Origin of the sequence: Rhodoferax sp. (assembly GCF_028688795.1) — a bacterium.
GTDB lineage: Bacteria > Pseudomonadota > Gammaproteobacteria > Burkholderiales > Burkholderiaceae_C > Rhodoferax.
Genome location: NZ_JAQTXM010000013.1, coordinates 74,506 through 100,423 on the forward strand (window position 1 = coordinate 74,506; position 25,918 = coordinate 100,423).

Below are 25,918 nucleotides of genomic sequence, written 5' to 3' on the forward strand. Positions count from 1 at the left end.
CGCAGCTTCTTCCGTGCGCTAGCGCACTTAGAGCTCAGAAAGTTCTGTTGGGTGTGGCAGGGGAATCACAAAGCACGTTTTAGCTGGTAGATTTTGCCAATCAAGCTCTTGGCCCGGGTTGAGTAACTGTGCGCCCCACTGTTCCGTGGCTTGCAGCGCGGCAGACGCGCTGGCGCGTACCAAAATGAAGCGCATCTCTTGCTGCCCGCGAACCAGGGTGATTTCAGCTTGTGGCCAGCGCGACGGCAGGCAAGGGGTGAACGTCAAGGTTTTGGCCCGCTGGCGCAACCCAAATATGGACTCGATGCCCGCGCGGTGCAGCCAGGCGGCCGCACCGGTGTACCAGCTCCAGCCACCGCGCCCCACATAGGGCGGCTGGGTGTAGACGTCGCCGGCCATCACGTAGGGCTCCAGCCCATAAGCTAGGCCATGGGTTGGGTGAGCGGCACGGTGCGCTGGGCTCAGGTAGGTGAAGTAGCGGTAAGCAAGGTCAGCTTGGCTCGCGTCCAGCGTTGTTGTTGTTGTTGCGAGTTTGGCCTGCGCCATCAGCGCCCAAACGCCGGCATGTGAATACTGGCCACCGTTTTCACGCACGCCGGGCGGGTAGGCCTGGATGTAACCAGCGCTCGGCACGGCATGGGCCAGCGGCGGGTCTAGCAGCTTGATCAGGCCAGATTCGGTATCCACCAGATACTGCTCAACAGCGGCCATTGCCTTGCTTTGCTGGTTCAAAGGGGCAGCGCCTGACAACACCGACCAGGCTTGCGCAATCAGGTCAATTTTTGCTTCGGGGTTGTCTTTGGAACCAAGTGCCTGGCCATCGTCAAAATACGCCCGCTTGAACCATTCACCATCCCAGGCGGTGTTGTTCAATGCGTTGCGCCAGCCCACGGCGGCGGCTTCCCATCGGGCGGCGCGTTGAGCGTCGCCGCGCTGGCGTGCCAGCGGGGCAAAGTTTTCGACCAACTGGCACAAAAACCAGCCCAGCCAAACTGACTCGCCACGGCCTTCTATGCCGACGCGGTTCATACCGTCGTTCCAGTCGCCGCTGCCCATCAAGGGCAAGCCATGCACACCCACGGCCAGGCTGCGGTCAATGGCCCGGGCCGCGTGCTCAAACACCGAGGCATGGTCTGCGCTGGTGGTGGGGGCAAAGTAAGCGTCTTCTGCCCCTGCAGGTATGGCCATGCCCTCAAGAAATGGCACCTGTTCATCGAGCAGCGCAGCATCGCCCGTGGTCTGCAGGTAATACACGCACGCATGGGCCAACCAAAGCAGGTCGTCAGAGAAATGGGTGCGCACGCCCACCCCCAGTGGCTCGTGCCACCAATGCTGCACATCGCCTTGTATAAATTGGCGTGAGGCATTCAAGATGATTTGTGCGCGCAGCACGTCAGGCGCAGCCCAGGCCAGTGCCATGGCGTCCTGCAACTGGTCGCGAAACCCGGTGGCGCCTCCGGCTTGGTAGAAGCCGGCCTTGGCCCACAAGCGGCATGACACGGCTTGGTACAGCAGCCAACGGTTCACCATCACGTCAAACAAGGGGTCGGGCGTGCTCACGGTGGTGGCGCCTAGCAAGTGTTGCCAGTTGTCTTGTACCTTTTGCCGACGTTGCGCTGCTGGGGTCTGGGTGGCCAGGGTGGCCAATTGGCGCGCTGCGTCGGACGTCTGGGCGTAACCCAATAAAAACGTGCGGGTGACTTTGCTGCCACCCTCCAGCTTGATGCGTGTGGTCAGCGCGGCGCAGGGGTCAAGCCCGTCGCCGCTGCGCTGGCCAAAGTGGTCGGGGATGACCAGGCGGCCACGGGCATCAAAGAACTCACGGCGGTCACAGGTCCAGTCCTCGGCATCGTCGGCGTCTCCGGCCATGCCAAAGAAGGCGGTGCCACCGCCAAAACCAGCACTGGCGTCACGCTGCGTGCTCAGCATGGCGGTCAATTTCTGTGCATTGGCTGGCAAGCGCTGGTGAAACGATGCTGTGCGCACCGTGCCGCGGTCACTGCGGTTGGCGCCCATCAGCCACTCCACCATACCGATCAGGCGCAAATGCTGGGTTTTGTGTCCACGGTTGAGTAGCGTGACTTCAATTTGTTTGACGCTGGTTTGGGCGTCTACGCACCACGCCACGCTCACCTGCAAATCGCCGTGGCGGTGGCTGATGGTGCTCACCCCCTGGCCATGCAGCACCTGAAACGTGAGGCTCAGGGGAACGCCTGCCGACGGCGACAGGGGCCAGACCTCGCTGGTTTTGGTGTTTTGCAACAAGAACCACTCTGACGGTGGGTCACCCACAGGGTCATTTGACCAGGCCGTGAGCTGGTTCAGCCGGCTGTTGACGGCCCAGGTGTAGCCGCCGCCGGCTTCTGAAATCTGCGCGCCAAAGTTGGCGTTGGACAGCACGTTGATCCAGGGGCGCAGCGGACGCTGGGTGGCGCTGACTTCAAAGGCAAATTCGCCCGTGGCGTTAGTAAACTTGCCCTGCGATGGCGCGCCCGCCGTGTGGCTGGTGGTCATGTCCAGTGCGCTGGTGGATGTGTCAAGCCGCAGCAGTTGGACCAGTTCGTGCCGGCGGTTGAGTTCCTGCACATGAAAGGCCAGGGGGCGGCCATCAGCGTGCAGTAGCACGCGGGACAGGCTGTGCAGGGTGCTTAACTCGTCATGCGACAGCTCAGTGGCAGGGATTAAATGGAAACCGGTGGTGGCCTGGCCACCGTTGGCGTTGCAGTCGGCCACATGGCGCTCGCGCAGCGCGCCGATTTCCCGTTGCAGTGGCATCAGGTAAGAGGCAGGCTCTGAATTCACTACCACTAGGTCACAGGCCTGTCGACTCCAGGCCCACAGGTTTAGCGCCTGCGACATGGCGCGCAGCAAGCCCAAGCCCTGGGTGGCACCGGTCAACACCAGGATGATCGGTCGGTCGCCCGAGATGCCAAAGCGCCACAGCAAGCGGCGGTCACACACCTCGGTGGCGGCGCTCTCAGGGCGCACGGCCCGGGCTTGCACTCGTGTCAGGCTCAAGGCAAGGGCGGTGCTGAGGGTTTGCATGGCAGCAAAATTCTCAGGCGAGATGCGCAGGGCGCGTAGCCGGATGCTGGTCATGGTGGCGGACATCAGCGACGCCCGTTGCACATGGCTGGTCAGGCGGTATTTGTCGATCACGGCGTGCAAGGTTTGCGTGTTGAGTGAGGCTGTTGTGGCAAAGGTGATGCGGGCTTTGGCACCCGGTGCAATGCGAAGGGTGACGGCCAGGGCACAGACCGGGTCAAGACCGGTGTTGAGCACCACCGGTTGACCATCAAGGGCCTCTGGCACAGGGTCCAGACCTGCCAGCAACTGGCTGCTGCCCTGGTTTCGCCCTTGCCAGCGCTGGCGATCCGTGGCCAGGCGCACCTGGCTAACGGCGCCACTGATGTCGGTTAAAAAGTGAGCGACTTTCATACCTTGCTCGGTGGGCAGGCGGGGCTTGCGCTCAAACTGCAGCGCCTGCTGGGACGCCAGCCACTGCGCCGTGACAAACAGGTTGGTGAAGGCTGGGTGGGCTTCGTCGGCACGGGTGTCGGACAGCGTCACCTCAAAGGCCGATGTCAGTTCAATTTCCAGCGTTTGTTGGCTCAGGTTGCTCAGCTCCACCTGCCTGAACTCAATGTCATCCTCAGGGCTGACCCACACCGTGGTGTGCGCCTGCAGCTCTGACCATTGGGCGTCAAAACTCACCCGGTCGGCATGAAACACAGTTTGGTAAAACGCTGCCGGGTCGGGCGTTGGGTGCTGGGTGACCGAGTAGGGCTGGCTTTGCCCGTGCCACTGGACAAAGAAAAAGCTGCCCAGTGCATCGCGCAGCGCATCATCCCGCCAGCGCGTGATGCCAGTCTGATCCCAGCGACTTAAACCAGCCCCATTGGCGCGCAGCAACACGCTGTAGCGCCCGTTGGACAGGATGTGCGAGGGTTCAATAGCGTTGCTGCCCGGAAGTACTTCGCGAAATAGCCCGGGTGCGCGTCGCCGTTGGGGTTTGGGCTGAAGGGCAATGGGTAAGGCCCGCAGCACCGGTATTTCACGCGGCACCCGTTCATGCAGCAGCGAAGACACCGCCTGCACATGCGCATTGGCCATGCCCCAGCGCAGCGCAGCGCCTTGCAGGAGCACATTGGCCAGCGCCACGATGCTCATGCCCTGGTGATGCGCCATGACGGTGTCCACCGGTGTGAATGGCTCGTTGCTGGTGCGCCCGGGTGCTGAGTAGTCAAGCGCTTCAATGAAGCCATAGCGACCGCGCGCCCCGATTTCTTGCAACAGCCTGAAGTTTGCATACGCGCAGTGCGGTGCGATTTGTGCCGCCAGCGCGGTGGCATAGGGTGCAATCACCAGTTCATCAGGTGGCGTCAGGCGCAAGGCCAGCCTGGGCACGCCATGCGGTGCGTATTGGTAGGCCAGGGTGACATCACTGGCGGCATAGGCTGATTCGGAAATGCCCCAGGGCACGTTTTGCGCTTTGGCATAGGCCATTTGTTCACGCAATGCCGCCTGGCTGGCTTCATGCAGCACGCTGCCATAAGGCTCTTGGAGCACCACGCCCGGCATGAGGTACTCAAACATGGAGCCGCTCCAGGAGCGCAGCCCGGCGCTGGCGCCCACGGCAAAAAATTGCCGCCCCAAAGCGCTCCAGTGCCGCACCGGCGCGTCACCTTTGGCAATGGCCAACAGACTGGTGAGCCGGGACTCTGAGGCCAGCAAGTCATAAAAGCCGGCATCGAGCTGGTGCTCGGCCACGCGGTAGCCAATGTGAAACAGGTGGCGTCTGCGGCTGTACAAAAAGCTGAAGTCGGCTTGCCAGGCCAATTGCTCAAGCGCGGTTGCGAGCTGGTGCAGGCGTTGGCTTGCCGTGGGCGCATTGGGTGTTGTTACAGCCTGTGCGAGAGCGTCCAAGTTGGCCGACGCCTGGGTGCTGCGCAGGTCAGCCAGCAGCCATTTGAGTTCAGAGCGCTCTGTTGTTGATAGTGACTCACGCTTATTAATAAAGGGCTGTAGCCTAATTTTGCATATATTTATGGCCACTTGAGCAAGCGCTGGGTCATAAGGTGAGGGCGCCAGCTCCCGGCACGCTTGGGCCACCGCCAGCAGGTGACCGCTGAGGTTGCCGCTGTCTACGGTCGAAACGTAACACGGCAGCAGCGGCTCGCCGCTTTGTGTGTCGTACCAGTTCATGAAGTGGCCGCGGTGGCGTTGCAGCGTGAGCAGCGAACCGAGTGTGGCGTCCAGGCGGGTCAGCAGGTCTTGGGTGCCAATCCAGCCAAACTGGCGGGCGCAGGCCACGCTCAGCAAATACAGGCCGATGTTGGTTGGCGAGGTGCGGTGGGCCACCATGTCGTAGGGCGTGGACTGCAGGTTGTCGGGCGGCAGGTGGCGGTCTTGCGGTCCCACGCAGCGTTCAAAAAACCGCCAGGTGTCGCGCGCAACCCCTGCCAAGTAATCCCGCTCGGCCTGCGGCAGCTGCACGTCGTCGTCAACAGCATAGGTTTTGCTCACCCACCAAGTCCACACGGGTGAGGCCGCCCACAACAGGCACAGCGCGCCAGCCAAGATGGGGGTTGGTGTGCCCGCCCACAGCAAGGCGCCCAGCAGGGCCAGGGCCGCCAGCGGCTCTGTGCGGTGTTGGCGCAAGATGCCCCGAAAATCAGTCTTGGCACTTGCTTGGGCGGCGGCGGCGGTGGTCCACTGCAACAGATGGCGGTGGCTGATGCCCATGCGGTAAAGCGCATGCGCAATGGCGTCAAGCGACAGCAGCGCATGCTGCAACAGCTGCGCCAACAGCCACAGGCCGCCACACAGCGCGCGAGCCAGATCAATCGCAGCCGCGCGGTAAAAATGGCCCTTGGCGACACTGTCCTGGCTCGGCGAAAATCCCGCCACGGCGCCCATCACCGGCCCGCCGGAAAAAGCTGCCAGCACCAGCGCCAAGGCCACCCAGGGTGACATGGCCAGGCCCAGCAGCGAGGCCAGCAACAAGGCCAAAGACATGGGTGCCACCAGGGAGCGGCGCAGGTTGTCGGCCATTTTCCAGAGGTTGATGGCGCTCAGCTTGTAGCGCTTGGACTGTAGCAAAAATGGCAGCAATTGCCAGTCGCCACGGGTCCAACGGTGCACCCTTGAGGCCGCCACATCAGAATGAAAAGGTGCATCTTCAAGCACGGCAAGGTCGCTTACTGCCGCGCAGCGCGCGATGGCGCCTTCGAGCAAGTCATGGCTCAAAACCTGGCCTTGAGGCAGGCGGTTGGCCAGCACGGCATGCAGGGCACGCACATTGAGCAGCCCTTTGCCGGTGAAGGTGCCCTCGGAGAACACATCCTGGTAAATCTCGGAACTGGCGGCACTGTAGGGGTCAATGCCGGATTGGCCGGCAAATAACCAGTGGTAAAGCGTGAATTCCCGCACGGCTGGCAGCGGCATGGCCACCCGGGGTTGCAAGATGCCATAGCCGCGCACAATTTTTTGGCCGGTGGCGTCCAGCTGCGGCTGGTTGAGCGGGTGTGCGGCGATGCCCACCAGCTCGCGTAGCCGACCGGGGGGCAGCTGGGTGTCGCTGTCCAGGGTCACGATGTAAGGCGTGCCGGGCGCCATGCGGGACGTATCGCCCAAATCCAGAAATACGCCGTGTGTGTGCTGCGCCAGGGCGGTGACCAACAGTTCCAGCTTGCCCCGTTTGCGTTCCCAGCCAATCCAGCGCTGCTCCGATTCACTGAAAAGCCGGGCCCGGTGCAACACAATGAAGCGCGGTGCCTGGCTCGTCTCATCGGCGTTTCTGGGGTACTGCAAGTTCAGGTTTTGCACACCTTGCGTGGCGTTGGCCAAGTTGGCTTCGTCTGACGCAAGCTGCGCTGAGTCGGCATCGGCCCAATCGGTCAGCAGCGCAAACTGGGCGTTTGGCTCCGGGTTGGCCAGGTAATGCAGTTGCAGGCGGTTCACCAGTTCCAGGGTGGATGCCGCACTGGTCAGCATGCCTGGTATCACCACCATCACCCGGTGTTCGGGCGGTATGCCTTGCGCCAATGCCAGCCGTGGCAGGTGTTGGGGTCGAACCGATTCGCTGATCAGGCGGTGAACCATGGCCACCACCGCCTCAGAGGCGGGAAACAGCGCCAGCAGCATGACCAGTAATGTCATGCCGCCTGAGTCTGCCGAACTGTGGCGCAGCAAGAGCCACAACACAAAACCCAAAGTGGCAAACAGAATGCCCAGGTAGCCAGGCAAAACCAAACGGCTGGCACGCAATTGCCAGCGCAGCGTGGCGGGTGCGTGCAAGCCGAGGGCCTGCCACAAAGCTGGCTGGCCAGAACCACGCAACCAGTGAGCAGCCACGCCGTGGGTTGGATCGGTGTTTGTCGGCGCATTCACCAGCCCAAGCAGGCTGCGTGCGACCGCGATTTCAGACCGATGGCTGCGTTTGGCCAGGCGCTCGATGGCATGCAGGGTCTGGTCGCGTGTGGTGTTGTCTTCGGCTTCAAAGACGGCTGAAGCCAACAGCAGTTGCATCAGCACGCTGGTGCGGGCAATGATGTTTGGCCAGTCGGCGTCGCCAATGGCCCGCAGCGAGGTAATGGCGTTGCTCATGCTGAGGTTGTCGGCGGCCTGGTCGGCCCCCTGCTGTAGCTGCAGGGTCGCCAGGTCGGGCAGGGCATTGCGCAGCCATTCCTGAAATTTGTCTTGCTCAGGCGTTGGTTCAGTCGGGCGCAGGTCGTTCAGTCGTTGCGCCAGTTGCACTAAAAAGACCCGACCAACGCCGCGCGCATTGAGCAGGTCCAGCAGTTCGTTGAGCGTGTCGGGTGTGTAACTGTCAATCTTGTCAAAACACAGGTTGGCGGCTTCGCGCGCGGCCTTGTTGGTCGACACGCGCTCGGCCAGCCGACGCAGGTTTTCGACCAGCACCACCCGCAAAGTGGTGGGCAGCGCCCACATCTCGCTTAGATTGAGTTCGCGCGTTTCCTGGTAGGCGCTTAAAAATTCCACCAGCATGGCTTCGTCAAAGGCACCGTCGGTGTGCGCCACGAAGGCCCAGGCCACGCCATAGATGCGGGGCAGCCCGACCAGCGGTTCGTCAAGCAGTTTGGGCAAGGCCGAGTAATAGCTGCGCGGCAGGTCAGCCGTGACCTCAGTGAGCTGGGCCTCAATCAGGTGAAAGTTGTCCAGCAACCATTCGGCCGCCGGGCTGATGTCATACCCCGTGCTGGCCTGGACGCTGATGTAATGGTGCGCCTCGCGCAGCGCGGTGAGGTTGTTTTTGATGCGAGGAAAAAAACTGCCGGAACCCGTGGCGGACTGGACCGCGCGATGCGTTTGCCCCAAGCTGCGGCCATGCTGCGCAAAGCGCTGCGGGCCAAAGATTTCTGAACGTATGGGGGGCTCAACGGCACCGCGCGCAGCATCAAGAATTTGTAAAAAAATGGGCGACGCTTCAGGTACCAGCTCGCTCAGGGTAGGGCTTGCCATACGCGCTAAAGCACCCAATACCCAACACCAAAAAGCACAGCCACAACCACCAGGGTGGTGACGAAGCGTGTGACAACAAAGCCGTTAATGGACTGCGCCACACGATTGATGGTCATTAGATGCCGATGCATTTGTGGGCAGTCGCCCAGGTGCGCACGCAGCACCCGCAGGTCAGCGCTAGTCGAATTGGTGGCGTCGGTGTGTGACGCCGTGCACCATGCGTGGTGAGAAGTCATTGGGTTGTGCATAGTAGGTTCTCCACCAACGCAGCGCTGCGGCTGTGCTGGTTCAGGGTTGATGTGTACTGGCGATGTCAATGCCAACACGGCAAAGGTGAATCGCCAAGCCAAGTATGGGCATGTGCCGGTGCTGGGTCTGTACGCCAACCAACACATAACGACAGCAAGACGCGTTGCGCAGGCATGTAGCGCGGCAACGCTTGTTTTGAATTCGGTTCGCCAACGCACAGACCGTGTTGCGGTGCAGCACTTATCGTCAGCCCATTGTGAAAACCCAAGGAAAGACGATGCAAAGCCCCAACCTGTTGCGAGCGGCTCTGGCACCAACGGGCCGCTTCGGCCGTGCGACACCAGAGACTCAAAATGCAGCCACCCAACTGGCGCAAGACGTTGACAAAAACAACCAGTTTGTTGCGCTGCTCAATGCCTTTCGGCGCAGTGGCGGGTTGGCCAGGGCGCAAGAGGTTGCCGGGCGATTCCAGTTGTATGGTGGCCGCGAAGTGTGTCCACTGGAAGGCTGGATCACCAAGCGTGAGGTGATTTGTATCGAGTGGCAGGGCAGGCGTTGGCTACCGCTGTTTCAGTTCAATCCGGTGGGCTTGAGCTTACGTGCGGGCCTACCCGCTGTCTTGGCTGAGCTGGTCGGGGTTTACGACGATTGGCAGCTTGCCAGCTGGTTTGCCCAGCCCAACCCCTGGCTGGGTGATTGCGCTGCGGCAGATATTTTGGCGGTGTCGGCACCGCAAGTGCTCGAAGCGGCGCGAGCCGTGCGCTTTGAGGATGTCGGGTAAGCGGTTTTTTGCTACATAAAATATAGCTTCTTGCGCATGTTTAATAAGGGCTGCAGCCTTGTTTTATATATAAAAAAAGGCGGTCATGGTTTATAGCGTGTCGGGTGTCGGGGCCAGGGTTGGGTTGCTCCGCCGGCGCCAGGCTTTTTCGATCTCAACCACAATGCCCACCACGGCCGACGCCGCCAGGCAGATGGCAAGTTCAGTCAGGCTCAGGGGCTCGGTCTTGAAGATTGGGTTCAATACCGGCACATAAATGGTTGCCATTTGCAGCAAAAAAGTCAGCAGCACGGCACCCAACAAAGGCTTGTTGCTGCCCAGACCGAGCTGCCACAGACTGTCCCGCTCGGAGCGAATCGCCATCACGTGCGCCATTTGTGACAGGGTCAGCACGGTGAATACCATGGTTTGCCAGTGCGCATGACCAGTGGACAGGGCCCAGGCCTGCACACCCAGGCACAGGCCGGCTATCAGCAGGCCAATACCCAGAATGTGCTGCCACATGCCGTTGGCAAACAGGCTCTCGGCTTGCGCACGGGGTGGGCGTTGCATGACGCCGCGTTCGGCCGGTTCAGCCGCCAGCGCCAAGCCGGGCAGGCCATCAGTCACCAGATTGACCCACAGAATATGAATGGGCAGCAGCGGAATTGGCAACAACAGCATGGGCGCCAAAAAAAGCGTCCAGATTTCGCCGGAGTTGCCGGTCATGGCGTAGCGCACAAACTTTCGGATGTTGTCGTAAATGCGCCGGCCCTCGCGCACGGCCGCCACGATGGTTGCAAAGTTGTCGTCCAGCAGCACCATGCTGGCGGCCTCACGCGCCACGTCTGTGCCGCCCTTGCCCATGGCCACACCAATGTCGGCGCGCTGCAAGGCGGGGGCATCGTTCACGCCATCACCGGTCATGGCAACGATCTGGCCCTGGGCCTGAAGGGCTTCCACAATGCGGATTTTTTGTGCCGGGTCGACCCTGGCATAGACGCGCACCTGCGCCACTTTTGAGCGCAGCGCCGCATCGTCGAGTGTGCCCAGGTCTTGCCCAGTCAGCACCTCGGCCTGGGCGTTGGCCACGATGCCCAGGCGCTGCGCAATGGCGCGTGCTGTGGCGGGGTGGTCACCGGTGATCATCACCGGCGAGATGCCGGCGCTGATGCAGTCGCGCACCGCCGCGGCAGCCTCAAGGCGCGGTGGGTCAATCAGTGCGATCAGTCCCAGAAACTGCAGCTGCTGTTCGATGCCATCAGCTGCCTTTAGATCTGGCAAGTGGGCATGGTCACGCCGCGCCAAAGCCAACACGCGCAAGCCCTGCGCGGCCAGGGTATTGGCTTGGGTGATCACCGCGTTTGAGTCAAGCGTCTGTGGGCCCGCCGGTGACCATTGGGCGTTACAACATGCCAACACCGATTCAGGTGCGCCTTTGGTGTAGCCGACAAAGCCCACACCGCCGCGGTGCAGGGTGGTCATGCGCATGCGTTCAGAATCAAATGGCAATTCTTTCAAACGTGGCCAGGCAGCTTCAAGCGTTGCCTTGTCGACGCCGCCGGACTGTGCAGCCATGACCAAAGCTGTCTCAGTTGGGTCGCCCTGCCAGTCGGGCGCCGGGTTGCTGCTATTTGGGTGCGCGTCGTTGCACAGGGCCGCAGCGCGCAGGGCTTCCAGTAGCACCGGCCCGGGTGGCCCTTCACCGGGTAGCCAGGGCTTGCCGCTGACCCACGCTAATTCGGCATGCATTTTGTTTTGCGTCAGGGTGCCAGTTTTGTCAGAGCAAATGGTGGTGACCGAACCCAGGGTTTCGACCGATGGCAACCGTTTGACCAGCGCGTGCACCGCCACCATGCGTTTTGCGCCCAAGGCCAGCAGCACCGACACCACGGCTGGCAAAGCCTCGGGGATAGCGGCCACCGCCAGGCTGATGGCGGTCAGGGCCATCAGCAGTGCTTGTTCGCCGCGCCAAATGCCTGCGACAAAGATCACCACACAAATGCCAATCACCACCAATGCCAGCCGTTTGCCAAAGGCGGCGAGACGCCGCTGTAGCGGGGTGCTGCGGTCGTCCTGATCCAGCAATTTGGCGACCTTGCCAAGTTCTGTGGCTGGGCCAGTGGCCACCACCAGGCCGCGCGCCCGGCCATGGGTGGCGGTGGTGCCCTTGAATGCCATGTTGAGGCGATCGCCCAAAGCGCTGTCGGCGGTGTCAGGCAAAGCGGCTGTGTGTTTGGCCACCGTGACCGATTCGCCGGTGAGCGCCGATTCGTCTACCTGCAGTTGTGCGGTGCGGATCAGCCGCAGGTCTGCAGGAATTTTGTTGCCTGCCTCCAGCAACACAATGTCACCTGGCACCAGACTGCGCGCTGGCACTTGCTGGGCCTGACTGTTGCGCAGCACGGTGGCCTGGGACGCTGCCAATTGTTTGAGTGCCGCCATGGCCTGGTCGGCGCGCCAGCTTTGCACAAAACCAATGACAGCGTTGAGCAGCACGATCACCAGAATGGCCATGGTGTCGATCAGGTCGCCAATCAGGCCGGACACCACCGCTGCTGCCAGCAGCACCAGCACCATGAAGTCGGTGAACTGTGCGGCGAACAAGGCCAGTGGCTGGCGGCGTGCCGCAGTGGGTAACTCGTTGGGCCCATGGTGGCGGAGTCTACGTTCAGCCTCGGCCGCCTGCAGGCCATGGTCTGGATTGACGGCTTGCTCAGTGGTGAGCTCGTGCACCTCGCGCTGGTGCCAGGAATCCGGGGCCTTGGCTAAAGGGTCATCAGTGGCTTCCTGCACGCGGGTGGTCATGGCTGTTGCTGAAGGCTTGCAGTGGTGAGCCGCAACATGTCAAGCTTGCCGTACGTTCGCGGGTACCAGCGCCTGCAGCGATTGCACCTGGCGCTCCAGCAGTTCAATCTGAATCAGCTGGCCCAGCAAAATGGCGACGGTGAACACATCCAGGTCAAAGTCAACCCGCATCTTGGCGGCCTTGCGCAGTGGCACGACCCACTGGGCACTGAAGGCCCGCTCGGGCGCGCTGGTTAACGGTACCAGTGCGTTGTAGTCCACCAGTTCATCGAGCTCTGCCGCGCTCAGGCCGCAACACTCAGCCAGTTCATACAGGGTCACGGTGGTGCTGGCATCCAGGCTGAAGAATTCCGTCGGGTTTTGTGACATGGGTGCTCCTTTGGGCTAGACCGCGCGAGGGTTGAAACTTGAAACCTTGGCCAATTCCTGGAATAGCTCGCGCTCACGAGGTGTCAGTGTGGTGGGCACGTCAATGCGAACCATGGCGTACAGGTCGCTGTGGCCGGCTGCCAGGCCCCGGCCACGCAGGCGCAGTTTGCGCCCTGAGCGTGTGCCTGGTGGCACGGTCAGCAGCACGGGTTGGTCCAGCGTGGGTACTTCAACTTCAGCCCCCAGGGCAGCCTCCCATGGCGCCAGCGCCAGGTCAAAGTACAGGTCATGGTGGTCGGGCCGGAACACCTTGTGTGGCGCCAGATTGATGTGCAGGTAAATGTCGCCGTCGGGCCCGCCGTTGTGGCCCTTGCCGCCTTTGCCGCGCAAGCGCAGCTTTTGGTCCTGGCAGGCGCCTGGCGGAATGGTGACTTGCAGCGTGTGCTCACCGGTGCCGTCTGCCACGCTCAGGTTGACCGAGGTGCCATGTTGGGCCATTTCGAGTGAGATGCTCACCGAAGTCTCAAAGTCCTGGCCCTTGCTCGGCATGGGTTTGTGCGGCTGTCCTCTTTGTCCACGTCCCATGGCGGCTAGCAAGTCTGCCAGGTCCAGGTCTTCAAACGACATGCCGCCGGTTGCAAAGTCTTCTTGCCATTGCGGTGGTGGCCTGAAGTCAGCGCCGGCTTTTGGGTGCCCCAACTCGTCGTATGCAGCGCGCTTGGTTTCATCTTTCAGTGTGGCGTAGGCCTCGCCAATTTCCTTGAATCGAACCTCGGCGTCCGGCGCCTTGGACATGTCCGGGTGGTGCGTGCGGGCCAGTTTGCGGTAAGCCTTCTTGATGTCATCCAGGCTGGCGTTGCGCGGCACGCCCAGAATCTCGTAGTAGTCTTTGTATTTCATGGTGTGGTCAGTTTGAAAGCAAGGTGCCAGTGATGTGTTGCGTTTGCGCAAGCCATGTCATCGTGTGCTGCCAAAGATATGCCAGACCGCAATGAACATGGCGGCAATCAGTGGGCCCAGCACAAAACCATTGACGCCAAACACCGCCATGCCGCCCAGCGTGGTGATCATCACCACATAGTCGGGCATGCGGGTGTCTTTGCCCACCAGAATAGGCCGCAGCAGGTTGTCCACCAAGCCAATGACCAACACGCCGTAGGCCATGAGCGCTAAACCCTGCCAAATGGCACCAGTGGACAGCAGGTAAAAGGCTACCGGCAGCCACACCAAGGCCGCGCCAATGGCCGGCAAGAGTGACAGGGCTGCCATCACCACGGCCCAAAGCAAGGCGCCGCCAATGCCAAGAAACCAGAAGGCCAGCCCGCCCAAGGCACCTTGAATGGCGGCTACCAACAAGTTGCCTTTGACCGTGGCACGCACCACCGTGGCAAACTTTTCCCAAAGCTGTTGTTTGTGGGGGGGCGCCAGCGCAATCACCTGCCCAATCGCCCGCAACACGGTGTTGCCATCGCGGATCAGGAAAAAGGCCAAGTACAGCGCAATGAACAGGCTGACCACAAACTGGAATGTGTTTTGCCCAATATTGAACACCTGGGTGGCGGCAAACTCAGAACCCTGAGCCATGGCCGTGGTGATGCGGCGTTGCAGGGTGTTGAAGCTGACCAGTCCCAGGCGGTCCAGCACGGCTGTGACCCAGTCGGGCAGTTGGTCAAAAATGTGACGGAAATACTTCGCCGGGTTGACCTCGCCAGACTGCAGGCGCAGGTAAATGCTGGAGGTTTCCTGCGCCAGGGCAACCATGACCAGCGTGGCGGGCAAAACCACAATCAGGATCACAACCGCCATGGTGCACAGCGCGGCCAGCGTGGGCCGGCGGCCCATCCGCACCAGCAACCAGCGGTACAGCGGCGTAAACAGCAACGCCAGAATCACGCCCCACATGATGGCCGCATAAAACGGCAACAAAATGACGACCAGCGCTGCCGAAGCAGCCACCAGCAGGGGTAAAAGTGCCCGGTTTGGATTTGGGTTTGGGTTGGGTGAGGTTGGGGTGATGTTCACGCCAAGCCTTTAGTTGATTGACTGGCTTAGCATGTTACGGAGCTAGCGGTTCAGCGGCGGCCCCGGCTGGAGCTCAGCAGACCAACCAGTGCCATCAGCGCCGCACCGGTGGCAGCAGCGATCAGGATCGACTTCACTGGCTCATGCTTGATGTAGCTGATGGTGCTGTCAGACGCATGACCAGCCTTCAGACGCAATTGGTGCGAGGTGTCCAGCACGCTTTCCAGCGCGTTGTTGGCCAGGTGCTGGGTGGCTTTGAGAGCTTGGTCTGCAGCATGCGAGGTCTGGTCGATCAGGTTGTTGGATTTGTCAGCGAGTGTGTTGTTAAACATGTTGAGTCCTTGAAGTGGTTGGATAAAAAAGAGAGATCCGACGGGTATCGACCAGCGTGGTGACGCTGCCTTAACCCTTTTTGATCAGTCCGAACAAAAAACTGGCAACGGCCAAGATCAAAAAGATAAAGAACAGAATCTTGGCAATGCCTACCGCACCGGCAGCAATGCCACCAAAGCCGAACAGTGCGGCAATCAAGGCGATGACGAAAAATACAACGGCATAGTGCAGCATGGGGGTACTCCTTGATAAATAGGGTAGCGGCCCAACACAATATTGGACCCGCATGACTGCACGATACGTGGATGTAAAGGCTGCGTCCGTTCGCTGGCGCACACAGCGTGCTGGGTTGGTTAAACGGCCAGGACGCGTCTGTGAGTCAGCCAGTCGCCTATGGCTGGGTGCTTTGCTGGCGTACAAACCGGTCAAATTCATCGGCCGGCAGAGGGCGGCTAAAGTAATAGCCCTGCACCTCGTCACATCCCTGCAGGTGCAGGTAGGCCAACTGGTCCGCGGTTTCCACCCCTTCAGCGATGGTTTTCAGCCCCAGGCTACTGGCCAGGTTGATGATGGCGGTGACGATGGCCTTGTCATCTGCGTCTTCGTTGAGGTCGTGCACAAATGATTGATCGATCTTGAGCTTGTAAACCTTGAATTTTTTCAGGTAGCTCAGGCTGGAATAGCCGGTACCAAAGTCATCAATCGACATGCGTATGCCACGTTCATGCAGTCGGTTCATGACCGCAATGGCGTGCAGCGGGTTTTCCATGGCGGTGGCCTCGGTCAGCTCCAGCTCCAGGTATTCGTGGGACAACTCGGCTTCGTCCAGAATGCGGGCAACCAGCTCGGGCAAGTTGGGGTGACGAAACTGCACCGCCGACAGGTTGACCGCCATGACCATGGGCGGCAGCCCGCCCTTGATCCAACTGCGCAACTGCGAGACCGCCGTGCGCAGCACCCACTCACCAATGGCCAGAATTTGCCCACTTTCTTCAGCCAGCGGTATGAACTCTGCTGGCGAAATGGGACCCAATTCAGGCTGGTGCCAACGCAACAGGGCCTCGGCGCCCATCACCCGGCCATCTTTCATGGCCACTTGCGGCTGGTAGTGCAGGTGCAGTTCATTGCGCGCCAGTGCATGGTGCAAGGCATTGACCAATTGCAGGCTGCGGGCCGAATTGGCCTGCATTTCCTGGGTAAAAAAACGGAAATCGTTGCGGGCAGCGCGCTTGACACGGTACATGGCCGTGTCCGCATTTTTGGACAGGGTCTCAAAGTCTTCACCATCGTCCGGGTACATGGCGATGCCAATTGAGATCGTTGTCACCAGCTCGTAGGCTTCAATTTGCGTGGGCCGTGCCGCCGCAGCGATCAGCTTGACAGCCACTTGCCGCGCCCCTTCCTGGTCGGTGCCGGGTAGCAGCAAGATGAACTCATCGCCCCCCATGCGCGACAAGGTGTCTTCTTCACGCAGAGTGCTTTTGAGGCGACCCGCCACCGCCAACAGCAATTGGTCTCCCACACTGTGGCCCAGCGTGTCGTTGATGTTTTTGAAGTGGTCAATGTCCAGAAACATCAGGGTCATGGCCTCGCCATTGCGCTGGGCCAGGTTCAAGGCTGACTTGAAGCGGCTTTGCAACTGGGTGCGGTTGGGCAGCCCGGTGAGCTGGTCAAACAGGGCCAGCTGCTCAATCTGCGCGTCGGCACGGCGTTTTTCCGTCATGTCGCGGGTGATGGTCAAAATGCAATCTACGTCCTTGAAACGCACCACTTCGGCAGACATCAAGCCATGGCAGATGCTGCCGTCTTTGCGCACAAAATCTGCCTCAAGGTTTTGGCAGCGGCCATCGCGGCGCAGGCTATCAACCAGTCGTTGGCGATCAGCCGGGCTGCGCCAAATGTTGAGTTCTATCGCCGTTTTGCCCACCACCTCGGCATGGGTCCAGCCAGTAATGCGCTCAAAGCCATGGTTGACATCGAGGTAAAGGCCATCGGTTTTGCGTGTGATGTTGACGGCATCCGGGCTGGTTTGAAAGGCTTTGCGGTAGCGCTCCTCGCTGTCGCGCAGGGCGTCTAGCGTCTGGACGCGTTGGGCCTCATCGACAAAACGGTCGAGGGCAAAACTGATGTCCATCGCCATTTCCAGTAGCAGTTGCTGCGCAGCGTCATCAAACGCGTTTTTTGTGCTGGCATAAACCGAAAACAGGCCAATGGTTTCACCTTTGCGATTGAGCGGGATGGCGGCCGATGCGCCCCAGCCAAATTCAGCACCACGCGCATGCCATGGTTGGGTTGCCGGGTCGTTCTGAAAATCCTGGCACCAACAGGGCTGGTTTTGCCGAATGGCAATGCCTGTTGGGCCCTGTCCCTGCGCCAGGGTGGGGTCTACCGACAACTCCAGCCCTTCCAGGTAATCAACGCCCGCGCCAAAGGATGCCACCGGTTTGACGCAGCCATCGGCCTTGTCCACCACCCCAATCCAGGCCATCTTCATGCCGCCGAAGTTCACCGCGTCCCGGCACAGGATGGGAAACAACTCGGCCGTGTTGTTGCACCGCACAATGGCCTGGTTGCATTGACTTAAAGCCGCATAGAGCCTGGAGATTCGCTCAACTTTTTGCTCGGCGAGTTTGCGGTCTTTGACATCGCGCGACAGCGCATTGATCTGGGTGTTCAAATTGTCTTGCAGGGCGCGTGCGCGCTGGGTGTTCACCATTGCCTGTCGTGCCAGCAACGCCAGCAAGAAGCCAATCAGCAAACCGAGCGTCAGCGTCACGTCCATAACAATACAACTCCTTGACTATTCTGGGGTGTTGATTACCCCATGCTTAAAAGGGTTATTGTCGATGCTTTTTTCAGTTTAAGTTAGGCCTCAAGTTGCAACTGCAATTGCCGCAGGCGCCGCATCACCATGCCGGCTGCGGCGGTGCGGGTTTCCACCCCGAGCTTGGCAAAAATGCGCTCCAGATGTTTTTTGACCGTCATTGGGCTGCTGCCCAGAATGTCGCCAATGTCGCGGTTGATCTTGCCCTTGACCACCCAGTACAGCACCTCGGCTTCTTTCGGGGTGAGCTTGAAGCTCAGGGCAATGGCGTCAATCACGCTTTCATCTGACACCTCTTGCATGATGATGAGCCAGTCGCCACCGCCCTCGCTGTCGCCAATTTGCTGGTGCAGGCGAAAGCTCAGCCGCCGGGCGTCTTGCTCAACGCTCAGGCGGGGCGGCTCAATGCCGATCAGGCCGAGTGCCACATGACGCCTGAGCCATTGCAGCACCGGGATCGGCGTGGTGGGGGCGTCGGTACCGTAGTAGCGCTGCAGCAGGTCGCGCGCCAGCGGGGTTTGCCACATCAGGCGGCCATCACTCACCCGTACCGTGATGCTGGCGTAACCGAAGGCATCCAGCGCGCTGCGTGCCTGGCGCCGCTCCCGCGCGCTTTGCAGGTGCACGGCCATGCGCGCCAGCACTTCCTTGGGTTTGATGGGTTTGGTGACATAGTCCACGCCGCCAGCGTCCAGTGCGGCCACCAGATGCTCGGTCTCGGTCAGGCCGGTCATGAAGATGATGGGAATGTGCGCCGTTTGTGGTGAGGCCTTGAGCTGGCGCGCCACCTCAAAACCGTCCATGCCAGGCATCATGGCATCCAGCAACACGATGTCGGGCAGGGCTTGCGCAACCCGTTGCAGGGCCGCTGCGCCACTTAAGGCCACCAGCACGGTGTAGCCGGACTCATCCAGTGCGTCGTGCAGCATGGACAGGTTGTCGGGTACATCGTCCACGATCAGCACCAGGTCGCTGTTGGCACGGTCCAGGGTTTTGTCAAGATGGGGCATGGCAGGTGCAAAAAGGTGTCATTGTGTGCCCGTTAGTCGGTGATGGCGGCCTGTGTCAGCTCGTCGCGCATGGTCTCAAACTGAAACTGGCGGGCCAGTTCGCGCATGTGGGCGAGAAAGGGCGCGTGCATTGGTTGTGCGATCTGCAAGTCATCAAGCTGGTTCAGGATGCCGCGGTAGTAGCCTAGGTTGACCATCTCAAGCAAGGCCTGCAGGTGTTCGGCTTGTGGGTGGCTCATTGCGGGTGAGGGCGTGGGCGGCAGGGTGGTTGGGCTGGTGTCAAGCCAGCTGAGGTGCAGGCGCTGTTCAAGCCAGTCCAGCAGGTCGGTGTGGCGCACTGGTTTCAAAATGAAGTCTTCACTGGGAACGCCCACGGCGTTGTCCAGGCCACGGTCAAAGGCATTGGCCGACACGATGGCGATGTTGGGGTGCCAGTCAGGGTTGAGTTGGTTCAATTCGCGGATGCGGCGAATGGTCTCCCAGCCGTCGATGCCGGGCATGGCCAGGTCCATCAGAATCACGTCTGGCTGCAAGCCTGCGGCCAGCAGGTCAAGGCAGTCATGGCCGCTGGCGGCGGTGCGCACCTCAAAACCAATGGGCTGCAGCACCTGGCTCAGCAGTTCGCGGTCCGCGGCTTCGTTGTCAACCACCAGAATGCGCCGGCGCGGCCCGCTGTAGCCTACGCGTGGCCGGCGCACAAAAAACCGGTTTTGGTGCTTTGAGGCGGGCGAGTACACGGTGCTGCCCAGGGGCATGCGCACCTCAGGTAAAAACAACTTGACCTTGAACACCGAACCGATGCCAGGCGTGCTGGTGACGGTCATCTCGCCTCCCATCAAATCGGTCAACATTTTGGCAATGGTCAGGCCCATGCCGGCACCGGGGGCTGACCCCGCTGCACTTTGGGTGCGGGCAAAAGGCTCAAAAATGAAGTCAAGCTCTTGCGCGGTCAGGCCAGGGCCGGTGTCTTCGATGTCGATTACCGCCATTTCTCGGGCGTAGCGCACGCGCATGAGCACCTGGCCTTTTGTGGTGAATTTGATGGCATTGCCCAGCAGATTGATCAAGATTTGACGTACCCGCTTTTCATCGGCCCGCACCACGGGTGGCAATACATTGGCCATATCGCACTGAAAAGACAGCCCTTTGGCCAGCGCCTCTAGTTCAAACAGGCTGGCAATGTCTCCGACCAGCTCGGCAAAGGGCATGGGTTTGACGTTGAGAGTGAGTTTGCCGCTCTCAATGTGCGCGATGTCCAGCGTGCCCTCAATCAGTGACAGCAAATGTTCGCCGCCGCGCTTGATCACCGCCACCGCCTGTTTTCGGTGCGCCGGGATGCTGTCATCCTCGCCCATCAGCTGCGCGTAGCCCAGAATGCTGTTGAGTGGGGTGCGCAGCTCATGGCTGATGGCGCTGATGTAGCGGCTCTTGGCCTGGTTGGCCTGGTCCGCCGCCTGGCGCGCCTGTTCTGCCACCTGTTTGGCCTGTTGCAGGGCTTCGTCGGTTTGGCGGTGCAGTTCAATTTCACGCAGCAGCAGCTTGGTTTGCCGGTTGGATTCGTCCTGTGCCACGCGTCGGCTCTGGTGCGCCAACACGCCCCACCAGGCCACCAGGCCGGCAATCAATATCAGCGCTGCGTAGGCTTTGACAAAGCCCGAGCGCAGCGTTTCAACTGAGGCCCGCAGCATCTGGGGGTCGAAAATTGACTGGACCAGGGCCCGCTTTTCCTGGTGGTAAAGCAAGCCAAACACGGCTGCCAGCAGTGGTGCAATCACCAGCATCAGCAGCAAAAAGTAGCCCAAGCCCTTGTCCAGATGGGGCCAACTGCGCTGCGGCAACAACCAGCGTAGCGCGCCAGACCATTGCGCTCCCAAGCTGGCGTGTGGTTTGCACAGGTCGCCGCAGCGGGCATCGAGCGTGCAGCACAGCGAGCAAATGGCGCCTTGGTAAGCGGGGCAGTGCGCCATGTCAGGCGCTTCGTAGTCGCGCTCGCAAATGACGCAGCGGCTGACGCTGTAGCGCTGGTACCTGTCAGGGTCTTGGGCTGGCGTTTGTGGCCGTGCAAGGTAGTATTTGCCGCCAGTAGCCCAGGCGATCAGTGGGGTGGCGATGAGCGCCGTGCCCATGGCAATCAGTGCTGAAAACGCCTGCGCCATGGGCCCGAAAAAGCCAAGGTGGGCTGCTACTGACAGGGCCGATGCAAGCGCCATGGAACCCACTCCGACCGGGTTGATGTCATACAGGTGTGCCCGCTTGAACTCAATGCCTTTGGGGCTCAGGCCCAGCGGCTTGTTGATGACCAGGTCAGCCACCACGGTCATCATCCAGGCAATGGCAATGTTGGAATACAGCCCCAACACATCACCCAGCGCCTGAAACACGTTCATTTCCATCAGCATGAAAGCAATTAACGTGTTGAACACCACCCACACCACGCGCCCGGGGTGGCTGTGCGTCAGCCGCGAGAAAAAGTTGCTCCAAGCCAGCGACCCGGCGTACGCGTTGGTGACGTTGATCTTGAGTTGCGACACCACCACGAACAGCGCGGTGGCCGCCACCGCCCAGCGGTAGTCCATAAACACGTATTCATATGCAGCCAGGTACATCTGGTTGGGGTCAAGCGCCCGGTCTGTCGGCACCGCGTGGCTGATGGCCAGATAAGCCAACAGCACGCCGCCGAGCATTTTGAGCACACCCACCAGCACCCAACCGGGGCCGCCCACCAGTACGCTGGCCCACCAGCGCCTGCGGTTTGCGCGGGTAAGAGCTGGCATGAAGCGCAAATAATCAGCTTGCTCGCCCATTTGAGTCATCAAGGCCACCCCCACGGTGAGGGCTGCACCAAACAAGGGCAGGCTAAAGGCGTTTGATGCCCCTTTGTCCCCAACATAGTGCATTACGCCGGCAAACGCGGTGGGTTCTTTCCAAAGCACAAAGCCAAACGGCAGCAGCCACATCAACAGCCACAGCGGCTGTGTCCACACTTGCAGTCGGCTGATGGTCGACACCCCATGGGTCACCAGCGGAATGACGGCCAACGCGCACAGCAGGTAGCCCCAGATGGGGGGAATGCCCAGCGCGAGTTCCAGTGCGTAGGCCATCACTGCGGCTTCCAGGGCAAAAAAGATGAAGGTGAATGAGGCGTAAATCAGCGAGGTCAGCGTCGAGCCAATGTAGCCAAAACCCGCACCGCGGGTGAGCAAATCCATGTCCACCCCATATTTGGCAGCGTAAATGCTGATGGGCAGGCCCGCCAGAAAAATGATCAACCCGGTGGCGAGAATCGCCCAGAACGCATTGGCAAAGCCATACCGCACCAGCAGCGTGGCACCGATTGCCTCCAATATCAAAAACGCAGCAGCACCCCCAAGCGCTGTCTGGGCTACACGCCATTCAGACCACTTTCTGAAACCCTGTGGGGCAAAACGCAGGGCATAGTCCTCCATTGTTTCTGCTGCCACCCAGGCGTTGTAATCCCGGCGCACCAGCGTGATGCGCTGCGGCGCATGGGGTTCAGCTGCCGTTGTGGGCGTGGGGTGGGGCTCGGTGTTCACATCTTGGAAGTGCAGTATTCATGCCACGGCTGAACCCATGCGGTTCAATCCGCAGCGCACGTTGGGTATCAGGCACGGGATTTGCTGATGCAGCTACATGGAACTTACCCCAAGAGAAAAAGACAAGCTGCTCATCTTCACCGCTGGCCTGCTGGCCGAGCGCCGCAAGGCCCGTGGCTTGAAGCTGAATTACCCCGAGGCCTTGGCCCTGATCAGCGCTGCTGTCATGGAAGGTGCCCGCGACGGCCAAACTGTGGCCGAGCTGATGAGTTTCGGGCGCACCCTGCTGACCCGCGCTGATGTGATGGACGGCATTGCCGAGATGATCCCCGACATTCAGGTAGAGGCCACGTTCCCTGACGGCACCAAACTGGTCACGGTGCACCAGCCGATTGTGTAGCCGCCACTGTGGCGCTATTCTTCAAGTTTCGTCACATTTTTAGTTCAAGGAACTCACCCATCATGAAAACCTCACCCTTCAAGAGCTTGCTAAAAGCTACATTTTTCATAGCTGCTTGCACCTTATCAACATGGGCTACGGCCCATACAGGTTTCGATGGCCAAGCACATCCGAGTTTTTTCACCGGGTTTGCTCACCCCGTGTTTGGGCTCGATCACTTGGCGGCCATGGTGGCTGTGGGTGTGTGGGGTGCGCTCACCGCACGCCGCGCCGGCGCTGAACTGCTCTGGGGTCCGCTGGGCTTTGCCAACATGTTGTTGGTTGGGGCCATGCTGGGCTTGCAGGGCGTTGAGCTGCCAGCGGTTGAGCCCATGATTGCGGCGTCCTTGTTGGTGCTGGGCCTGCTGGTGGTGTCCCGTCTGCGTCTGCCGGGCGTGGCGGCAGCTTTGCTGGTGGGTTGCTTTGCCCTCTTTCACGGACTGGCGCACGGGCTTGGGTTGGCTGGCAGCGCCAGTGCATTTCAAACACTGGCGGGCATGTTGACGGCCACCGTGTTCTTGCACTCGGCTGGACTTGGCATGGGCTGGGCCTTGCGCAGTGCCAACATTTGGGTGTCCCGCGCCGCTGGGGTTGGGGTGGCCGGGTTTGGCAGTGTCTTGCTGCTGCAACTGGTTTGAGGCGCCCCATGATTCCCGGCGAACTATTCACTGATGGCCCCGAACACGTGCTCAACCCCGGGCGGCGCACACACACACTGGTGGTGGTGAACGCGTCAGAGCGACCGATTCAGGTCGGCTCGCACTACCACTTTGCCGAGACCAACGGCGCGCTGGGCTTTGACCGAGTGGCAGCGCACGGCATGCGGCTGAACATTCCCTCCGGCTCGGCGGTGCGCTTTGAGCCAGGGCAGCAGCGCACGGTAGAGCTGGTGGACTTCGCTGGCAGCCGCGTGGTGTACGGCTTTCGTGGCCTGGTGATGGGATCACTCTGAATTTATGGTGTTTTATGCCTCTAGCCCTTATGAAATAAGCGTTGGCAGCTCTCTTTTTTGAAGGTATTGCAATGGCCACGATTGGAAGACGCGCTTACGCGGAAATATTTGGCCCCACCGTGGGCGACCGGGTTCGCCTGGCTGACACCAACTTGGTCATCGAGGTCGAAGCCGACCTGACCCTGCGCGCGGGCGGCTACGGTGAAGAGGTGAAATTTGGCGGCGGCAAAACCATCCGCGACGGCATGGCGCAAAGCCAGCGCACCCGCGACGGGTCAGGCGCTGGGCCGCAAGGCGGTGGCGCGGTGGACTGCGTAATGACCAACGCGCTGATCATCGACCACTGGGGCATCGTCAAGGCCGACATTGGCTTGAAAGGCGGGCGCATTGTGGCCATTGGCAAGGCCGGCAACCCCGACACCCAACCCGGCGTGGACATCGTCATTGGCCCCGGCACCGAGGTCATCAGCTGCGAAGGCAACATCGTCACCGCAGGCGGCATCGACAGCCACATCCACTTCATTTGCCCACAGCAGATTGAAGAAGCCCTGGCATCAGGTGTGACCACCATGCTGGGCGGCGGCACCGGCCCTGCCACCGGCACCTTTGCCACCACCTGCACACCAGGTGCATGGAACATTGAGCGCATGCTGCAGGCGGCAGATGCCTTCCCCATGAACCTGGGTTTTTTGGGCAAAGGCAATGCCAGCCTGCCCGACGCGCTGCACGAGCAGGTGAACGCCGGGGTCATTGGTTTGAAGCTGCACGAAGACTGGGGCACCACGCCAGCCGCCATCAGCAATTGCCTGGACGTGGCCGACGAAGCTGATGTGCAGGTGGCGATCCACTCTGACACCTTGAACGAGTCCGGCTTTGTGGAAAACACCATCGCCGCCACAAAAGGCCGGAGCCTGTGCGCGTTTCACACCGAAGGCGCAGGCGGTGGCCATGCGCCCGATATTTTGCGGGTGGTGGGCGAGGCCAACTTTTTACCGTCCAGCACCAACCCGACCATGCCCTACACCGTCAACACACTCGACGAGCATGTGGACATGCTGATGGTTTGTCACCACCTGGACGCTGGCATTGCCGAGGATTTGGCCTTTGCCGAGAGCCGCATCCGCAAGGAGACTATTGCCGCCGAAGACGTGTTGCACGATCTGGGTGCCATCAGCATGATGAGCAGCGACAGCCAGGCCATGGGGCGGGTCGGTGAGGTCATCATCCGCACCTGGCAGACGGCGCACAAGATGAAGGCGCAACGCGGCTGGCTGGCACCGCCACTGGTACTGGGGGAAAACCGGGGTCCGGGCGCGCTGGTTGAACATGACCAGCGCAACGACAACTTCCGCGCCAAGCGCTTTATTGCCAAATACACCATCAACCCGGCCATTGCCCACGGCATCAGTCATGAGGTGGGCAGCATCGAAGTGGGCAAATGGGCGGATCTGGTGGTGTGGAAGCCGGCCTTTTTTGGCGTCAAGCCGGCCCTGATTCTGAAAGGTGGCTTCATCGCTATGGCTGCCATGGGTGACCCGAATGCCAGCATTCCTACACCCCAGCCGGTGCATTACCGGCCGATGTTTGGCGCCTTTGGCGGTGCGCTGGCCAAAGGCTCGATCACGTTTGTGTCACAAGCCGGTCAGAACGCGGGCATCAAGGAACGGTTTGGGCTGACCAAAAACGTGAGCGCGGTGCGGAATATTCGCGGCATCCGCAAAGAGCACATGGTGCACAACCACTATTTGCCGCAGATGGAGATTGATGCCCAAACCTACAGCGTTCGCGCCGATGGCCAGTTGCTCAGCTGCGAGCCTGCGGTGAGTTTGCCGATGACGCAGCGGTATTTTTTGTTTTGATATACGGGATTGCTGGAGTATCTGTTTCAGCTGGATGAGGGGACAACATGAAGCCGCTAGCTGTTTCCGTCATGAAAATCGTATCGTCCACCGTCAAATTCCAACGCGAAAGCAACGCATCAGGCAGAACCAATCCTAAAGAATCGCCAACTTCTACCAATTCTGTTTTAAACATTGTTGTCCCCTAAATGTGACTGTCGTTCGTATGCGTCCACCAGCTTTCTTGACGCTTGTCGGGCACTATACAACGCTGGA

General features: G+C 60.6%; 17 protein-coding genes. 5 read left to right on the forward strand and 12 right to left on the reverse strand.

The window, feature by feature from the left end; all coding sequences use genetic code 11:
- Positions 1-27: 27 nt before the first annotated feature.
- Together PHQ58_RS11445 and PHQ58_RS11450 are read right to left on the reverse strand one after the other, a co-directional pair.
- The gene (locus PHQ58_RS11445) at positions 28-8,484 is read right to left on the reverse strand and encodes a glucoamylase family protein (protein WP_300111129.1); all 8,457 of its coding nucleotides are present in this window, start codon (positions 8,482-8,484) and stop codon (positions 28-30) included.
- Between the two features lie 5 nt (positions 8,485-8,489).
- On the reverse strand, positions 8,490-8,720 hold the full coding sequence (locus tag PHQ58_RS11450) for a hypothetical protein (RefSeq protein ID WP_300111130.1): 231 nt from the start codon (positions 8,718-8,720) through the stop codon (positions 8,490-8,492).
- Positions 8,721-9,010: 290 nt separating this feature from the next.
- On the opposite strand from PHQ58_RS11450, the gene PHQ58_RS11455 reads away from it, so the two are divergent.
- Positions 9,011-9,514: a hypothetical protein gene (locus PHQ58_RS11455; RefSeq protein WP_300111131.1), complete on the forward strand. Its 504-nt coding sequence runs from the start codon at positions 9,011-9,013 to the stop codon at positions 9,512-9,514.
- Between the two features lie 90 nt (positions 9,515-9,604).
- Here the strand turns inward: PHQ58_RS11455 and PHQ58_RS11460 are convergent, their stop codons facing one another.
- The 9 genes from PHQ58_RS11460 to PHQ58_RS11500 form a co-directional block, all read right to left on the reverse strand.
- The gene (locus PHQ58_RS11460) at positions 9,605-12,301 is read right to left on the reverse strand and encodes a cation-translocating P-type ATPase (RefSeq protein ID WP_300111132.1); all 2,697 of its coding nucleotides are present in this window, start codon (positions 12,299-12,301) and stop codon (positions 9,605-9,607) included.
- Positions 12,302-12,340: 39 nt separating this feature from the next.
- The gene (locus tag PHQ58_RS11465; RefSeq protein WP_300111133.1) at positions 12,341-12,670 is read right to left on the reverse strand and encodes a chaperone modulator CbpM; all 330 of its coding nucleotides are present in this window, start codon (positions 12,668-12,670) and stop codon (positions 12,341-12,343) included.
- A gap of 15 nt (positions 12,671-12,685) precedes the next feature.
- Positions 12,686-13,570: a J domain-containing protein gene (locus tag PHQ58_RS11470; RefSeq protein ID WP_300111134.1), complete on the reverse strand. Its 885-nt coding sequence runs from the start codon at positions 13,568-13,570 to the stop codon at positions 12,686-12,688.
- Between the two features lie 57 nt (positions 13,571-13,627).
- On the reverse strand, positions 13,628-14,692 hold the full coding sequence (locus tag PHQ58_RS11475; protein WP_300111135.1) for an AI-2E family transporter: 1,065 nt from the start codon (positions 14,690-14,692) through the stop codon (positions 13,628-13,630).
- Between the two features lie 50 nt (positions 14,693-14,742).
- Entirely contained in the window at positions 14,743-15,024 is a 282-nt protein-coding gene (locus PHQ58_RS11480; RefSeq protein ID WP_300111136.1) for a hypothetical protein, read from the reverse strand.
- 70 nt (positions 15,025-15,094) lie between these two features.
- Positions 15,095-15,259 carry a DUF1328 domain-containing protein gene (locus PHQ58_RS11485; protein ID WP_300111137.1) on the reverse strand — a complete coding sequence of 55 codons (165 nt, stop codon included), beginning with the start codon at positions 15,257-15,259 and terminating at the stop codon, positions 15,095-15,097.
- 157 nt (positions 15,260-15,416) lie between these two features.
- Entirely contained in the window at positions 15,417-17,807 is a 2,391-nt protein-coding gene (locus tag PHQ58_RS11490) for an EAL domain-containing protein (RefSeq protein ID WP_300111138.1), read from the reverse strand.
- A gap of 83 nt (positions 17,808-17,890) precedes the next feature.
- Positions 17,891-18,859, reverse strand: coding sequence for a response regulator transcription factor (locus tag PHQ58_RS11495; RefSeq protein WP_300111139.1), 969 nt, complete (start codon positions 18,857-18,859; stop codon positions 17,891-17,893).
- A gap of 32 nt (positions 18,860-18,891) precedes the next feature.
- On the reverse strand, positions 18,892-22,413 hold the full coding sequence (locus PHQ58_RS11500) for an ATP-binding protein (RefSeq protein ID WP_300111140.1): 3,522 nt from the start codon (positions 22,411-22,413) through the stop codon (positions 18,892-18,894).
- Between the two features lie 97 nt (positions 22,414-22,510).
- Between PHQ58_RS11500 and ureA the strand changes: the two genes are divergently transcribed.
- The 4 genes from ureA to ureC all read left to right on the forward strand — a co-directional run bounded on the left by ureA (position 22,511) and on the right by ureC (position 25,663).
- Positions 22,511-22,813, forward strand: coding sequence for an urease subunit gamma (ureA, locus tag PHQ58_RS11505; RefSeq protein WP_300111141.1), 303 nt, complete (start codon positions 22,511-22,513; stop codon positions 22,811-22,813).
- Positions 22,814-22,875: 62 nt separating this feature from the next.
- Positions 22,876-23,490: a HupE/UreJ family protein gene (locus tag PHQ58_RS11510; protein ID WP_300111142.1), complete on the forward strand. Its 615-nt coding sequence runs from the start codon at positions 22,876-22,878 to the stop codon at positions 23,488-23,490.
- An 8-nt stretch (positions 23,491-23,498) separates the two neighbouring features.
- Entirely contained in the window at positions 23,499-23,804 is a 306-nt protein-coding gene (locus tag PHQ58_RS11515) for an urease subunit beta (RefSeq protein ID WP_300111143.1), read from the forward strand.
- A 71-nt stretch (positions 23,805-23,875) separates the two neighbouring features.
- Complete coding sequence (gene ureC / locus PHQ58_RS11520) at positions 23,876-25,663, forward strand: urease subunit alpha (RefSeq protein ID WP_300111144.1); 1,788 nt, start codon at positions 23,876-23,878, stop codon at positions 25,661-25,663.
- Here ureC and PHQ58_RS11525 read toward each other — a convergent pair.
- Positions 25,608-25,838 carry a hypothetical protein gene (locus PHQ58_RS11525; protein WP_300111145.1) on the reverse strand — a complete coding sequence of 77 codons (231 nt, stop codon included), beginning with the start codon at positions 25,836-25,838 and terminating at the stop codon, positions 25,608-25,610. The genes ureC and PHQ58_RS11525 overlap by 56 nt on opposite strands.
- Between the last annotated feature and the right edge of the window lie 80 nt (positions 25,839-25,918).

Coding starts and splice junctions, on each gene's coding strand:
- PHQ58_RS11445 (WP_300111129.1), bottom strand. CDS start 8,484: ATGGCAAGCCCTACCCTGAGCGAGCTGGTACCTGAAGCGTCGCCCATT.
- PHQ58_RS11450 (WP_300111130.1), bottom strand. CDS start 8,720: ATGACTTCTCACCACGCATGGTGCACGGCGTCACACACCGACGCCACC.
- PHQ58_RS11455 (WP_300111131.1), top strand. CDS start 9,011: ATGCAAAGCCCCAACCTGTTGCGAGCGGCTCTGGCACCAACGGGCCGC.
- PHQ58_RS11460 (WP_300111132.1), bottom strand. CDS start 12,301: ATGACCACCCGCGTGCAGGAAGCCACTGATGACCCTTTAGCCAAGGCC.
- PHQ58_RS11465 (WP_300111133.1), bottom strand. CDS start 12,670: ATGTCACAAAACCCGACGGAATTCTTCAGCCTGGATGCCAGCACCACC.
- PHQ58_RS11470 (WP_300111134.1), bottom strand. CDS start 13,570: ATGAAATACAAAGACTACTACGAGATTCTGGGCGTGCCGCGCAACGCC.
- PHQ58_RS11480 (WP_300111136.1), bottom strand. CDS start 15,024: ATGTTTAACAACACACTCGCTGACAAATCCAACAACCTGATCGACCAG.
- PHQ58_RS11485 (WP_300111137.1), bottom strand. CDS start 15,259: ATGCTGCACTATGCCGTTGTATTTTTCGTCATCGCCTTGATTGCCGCA.
- PHQ58_RS11490 (WP_300111138.1), bottom strand. CDS start 17,807: ATGGACGTGACGCTGACGCTCGGTTTGCTGATTGGCTTCTTGCTGGCG.
- PHQ58_RS11495 (WP_300111139.1), bottom strand. CDS start 18,859: ATGCCCCATCTTGACAAAACCCTGGACCGTGCCAACAGCGACCTGGTG.
- ureA (WP_300111141.1), top strand. CDS start 22,511: ATGGAACTTACCCCAAGAGAAAAAGACAAGCTGCTCATCTTCACCGCT.
- PHQ58_RS11510 (WP_300111142.1), top strand. CDS start 22,876: ATGAAAACCTCACCCTTCAAGAGCTTGCTAAAAGCTACATTTTTCATA.
- PHQ58_RS11515 (WP_300111143.1), top strand. CDS start 23,499: ATGATTCCCGGCGAACTATTCACTGATGGCCCCGAACACGTGCTCAAC.
- ureC (WP_300111144.1), top strand. CDS start 23,876: ATGGCCACGATTGGAAGACGCGCTTACGCGGAAATATTTGGCCCCACC.
- PHQ58_RS11525 (WP_300111145.1), bottom strand. CDS start 25,838: ATGTTTAAAACAGAATTGGTAGAAGTTGGCGATTCTTTAGGATTGGTT.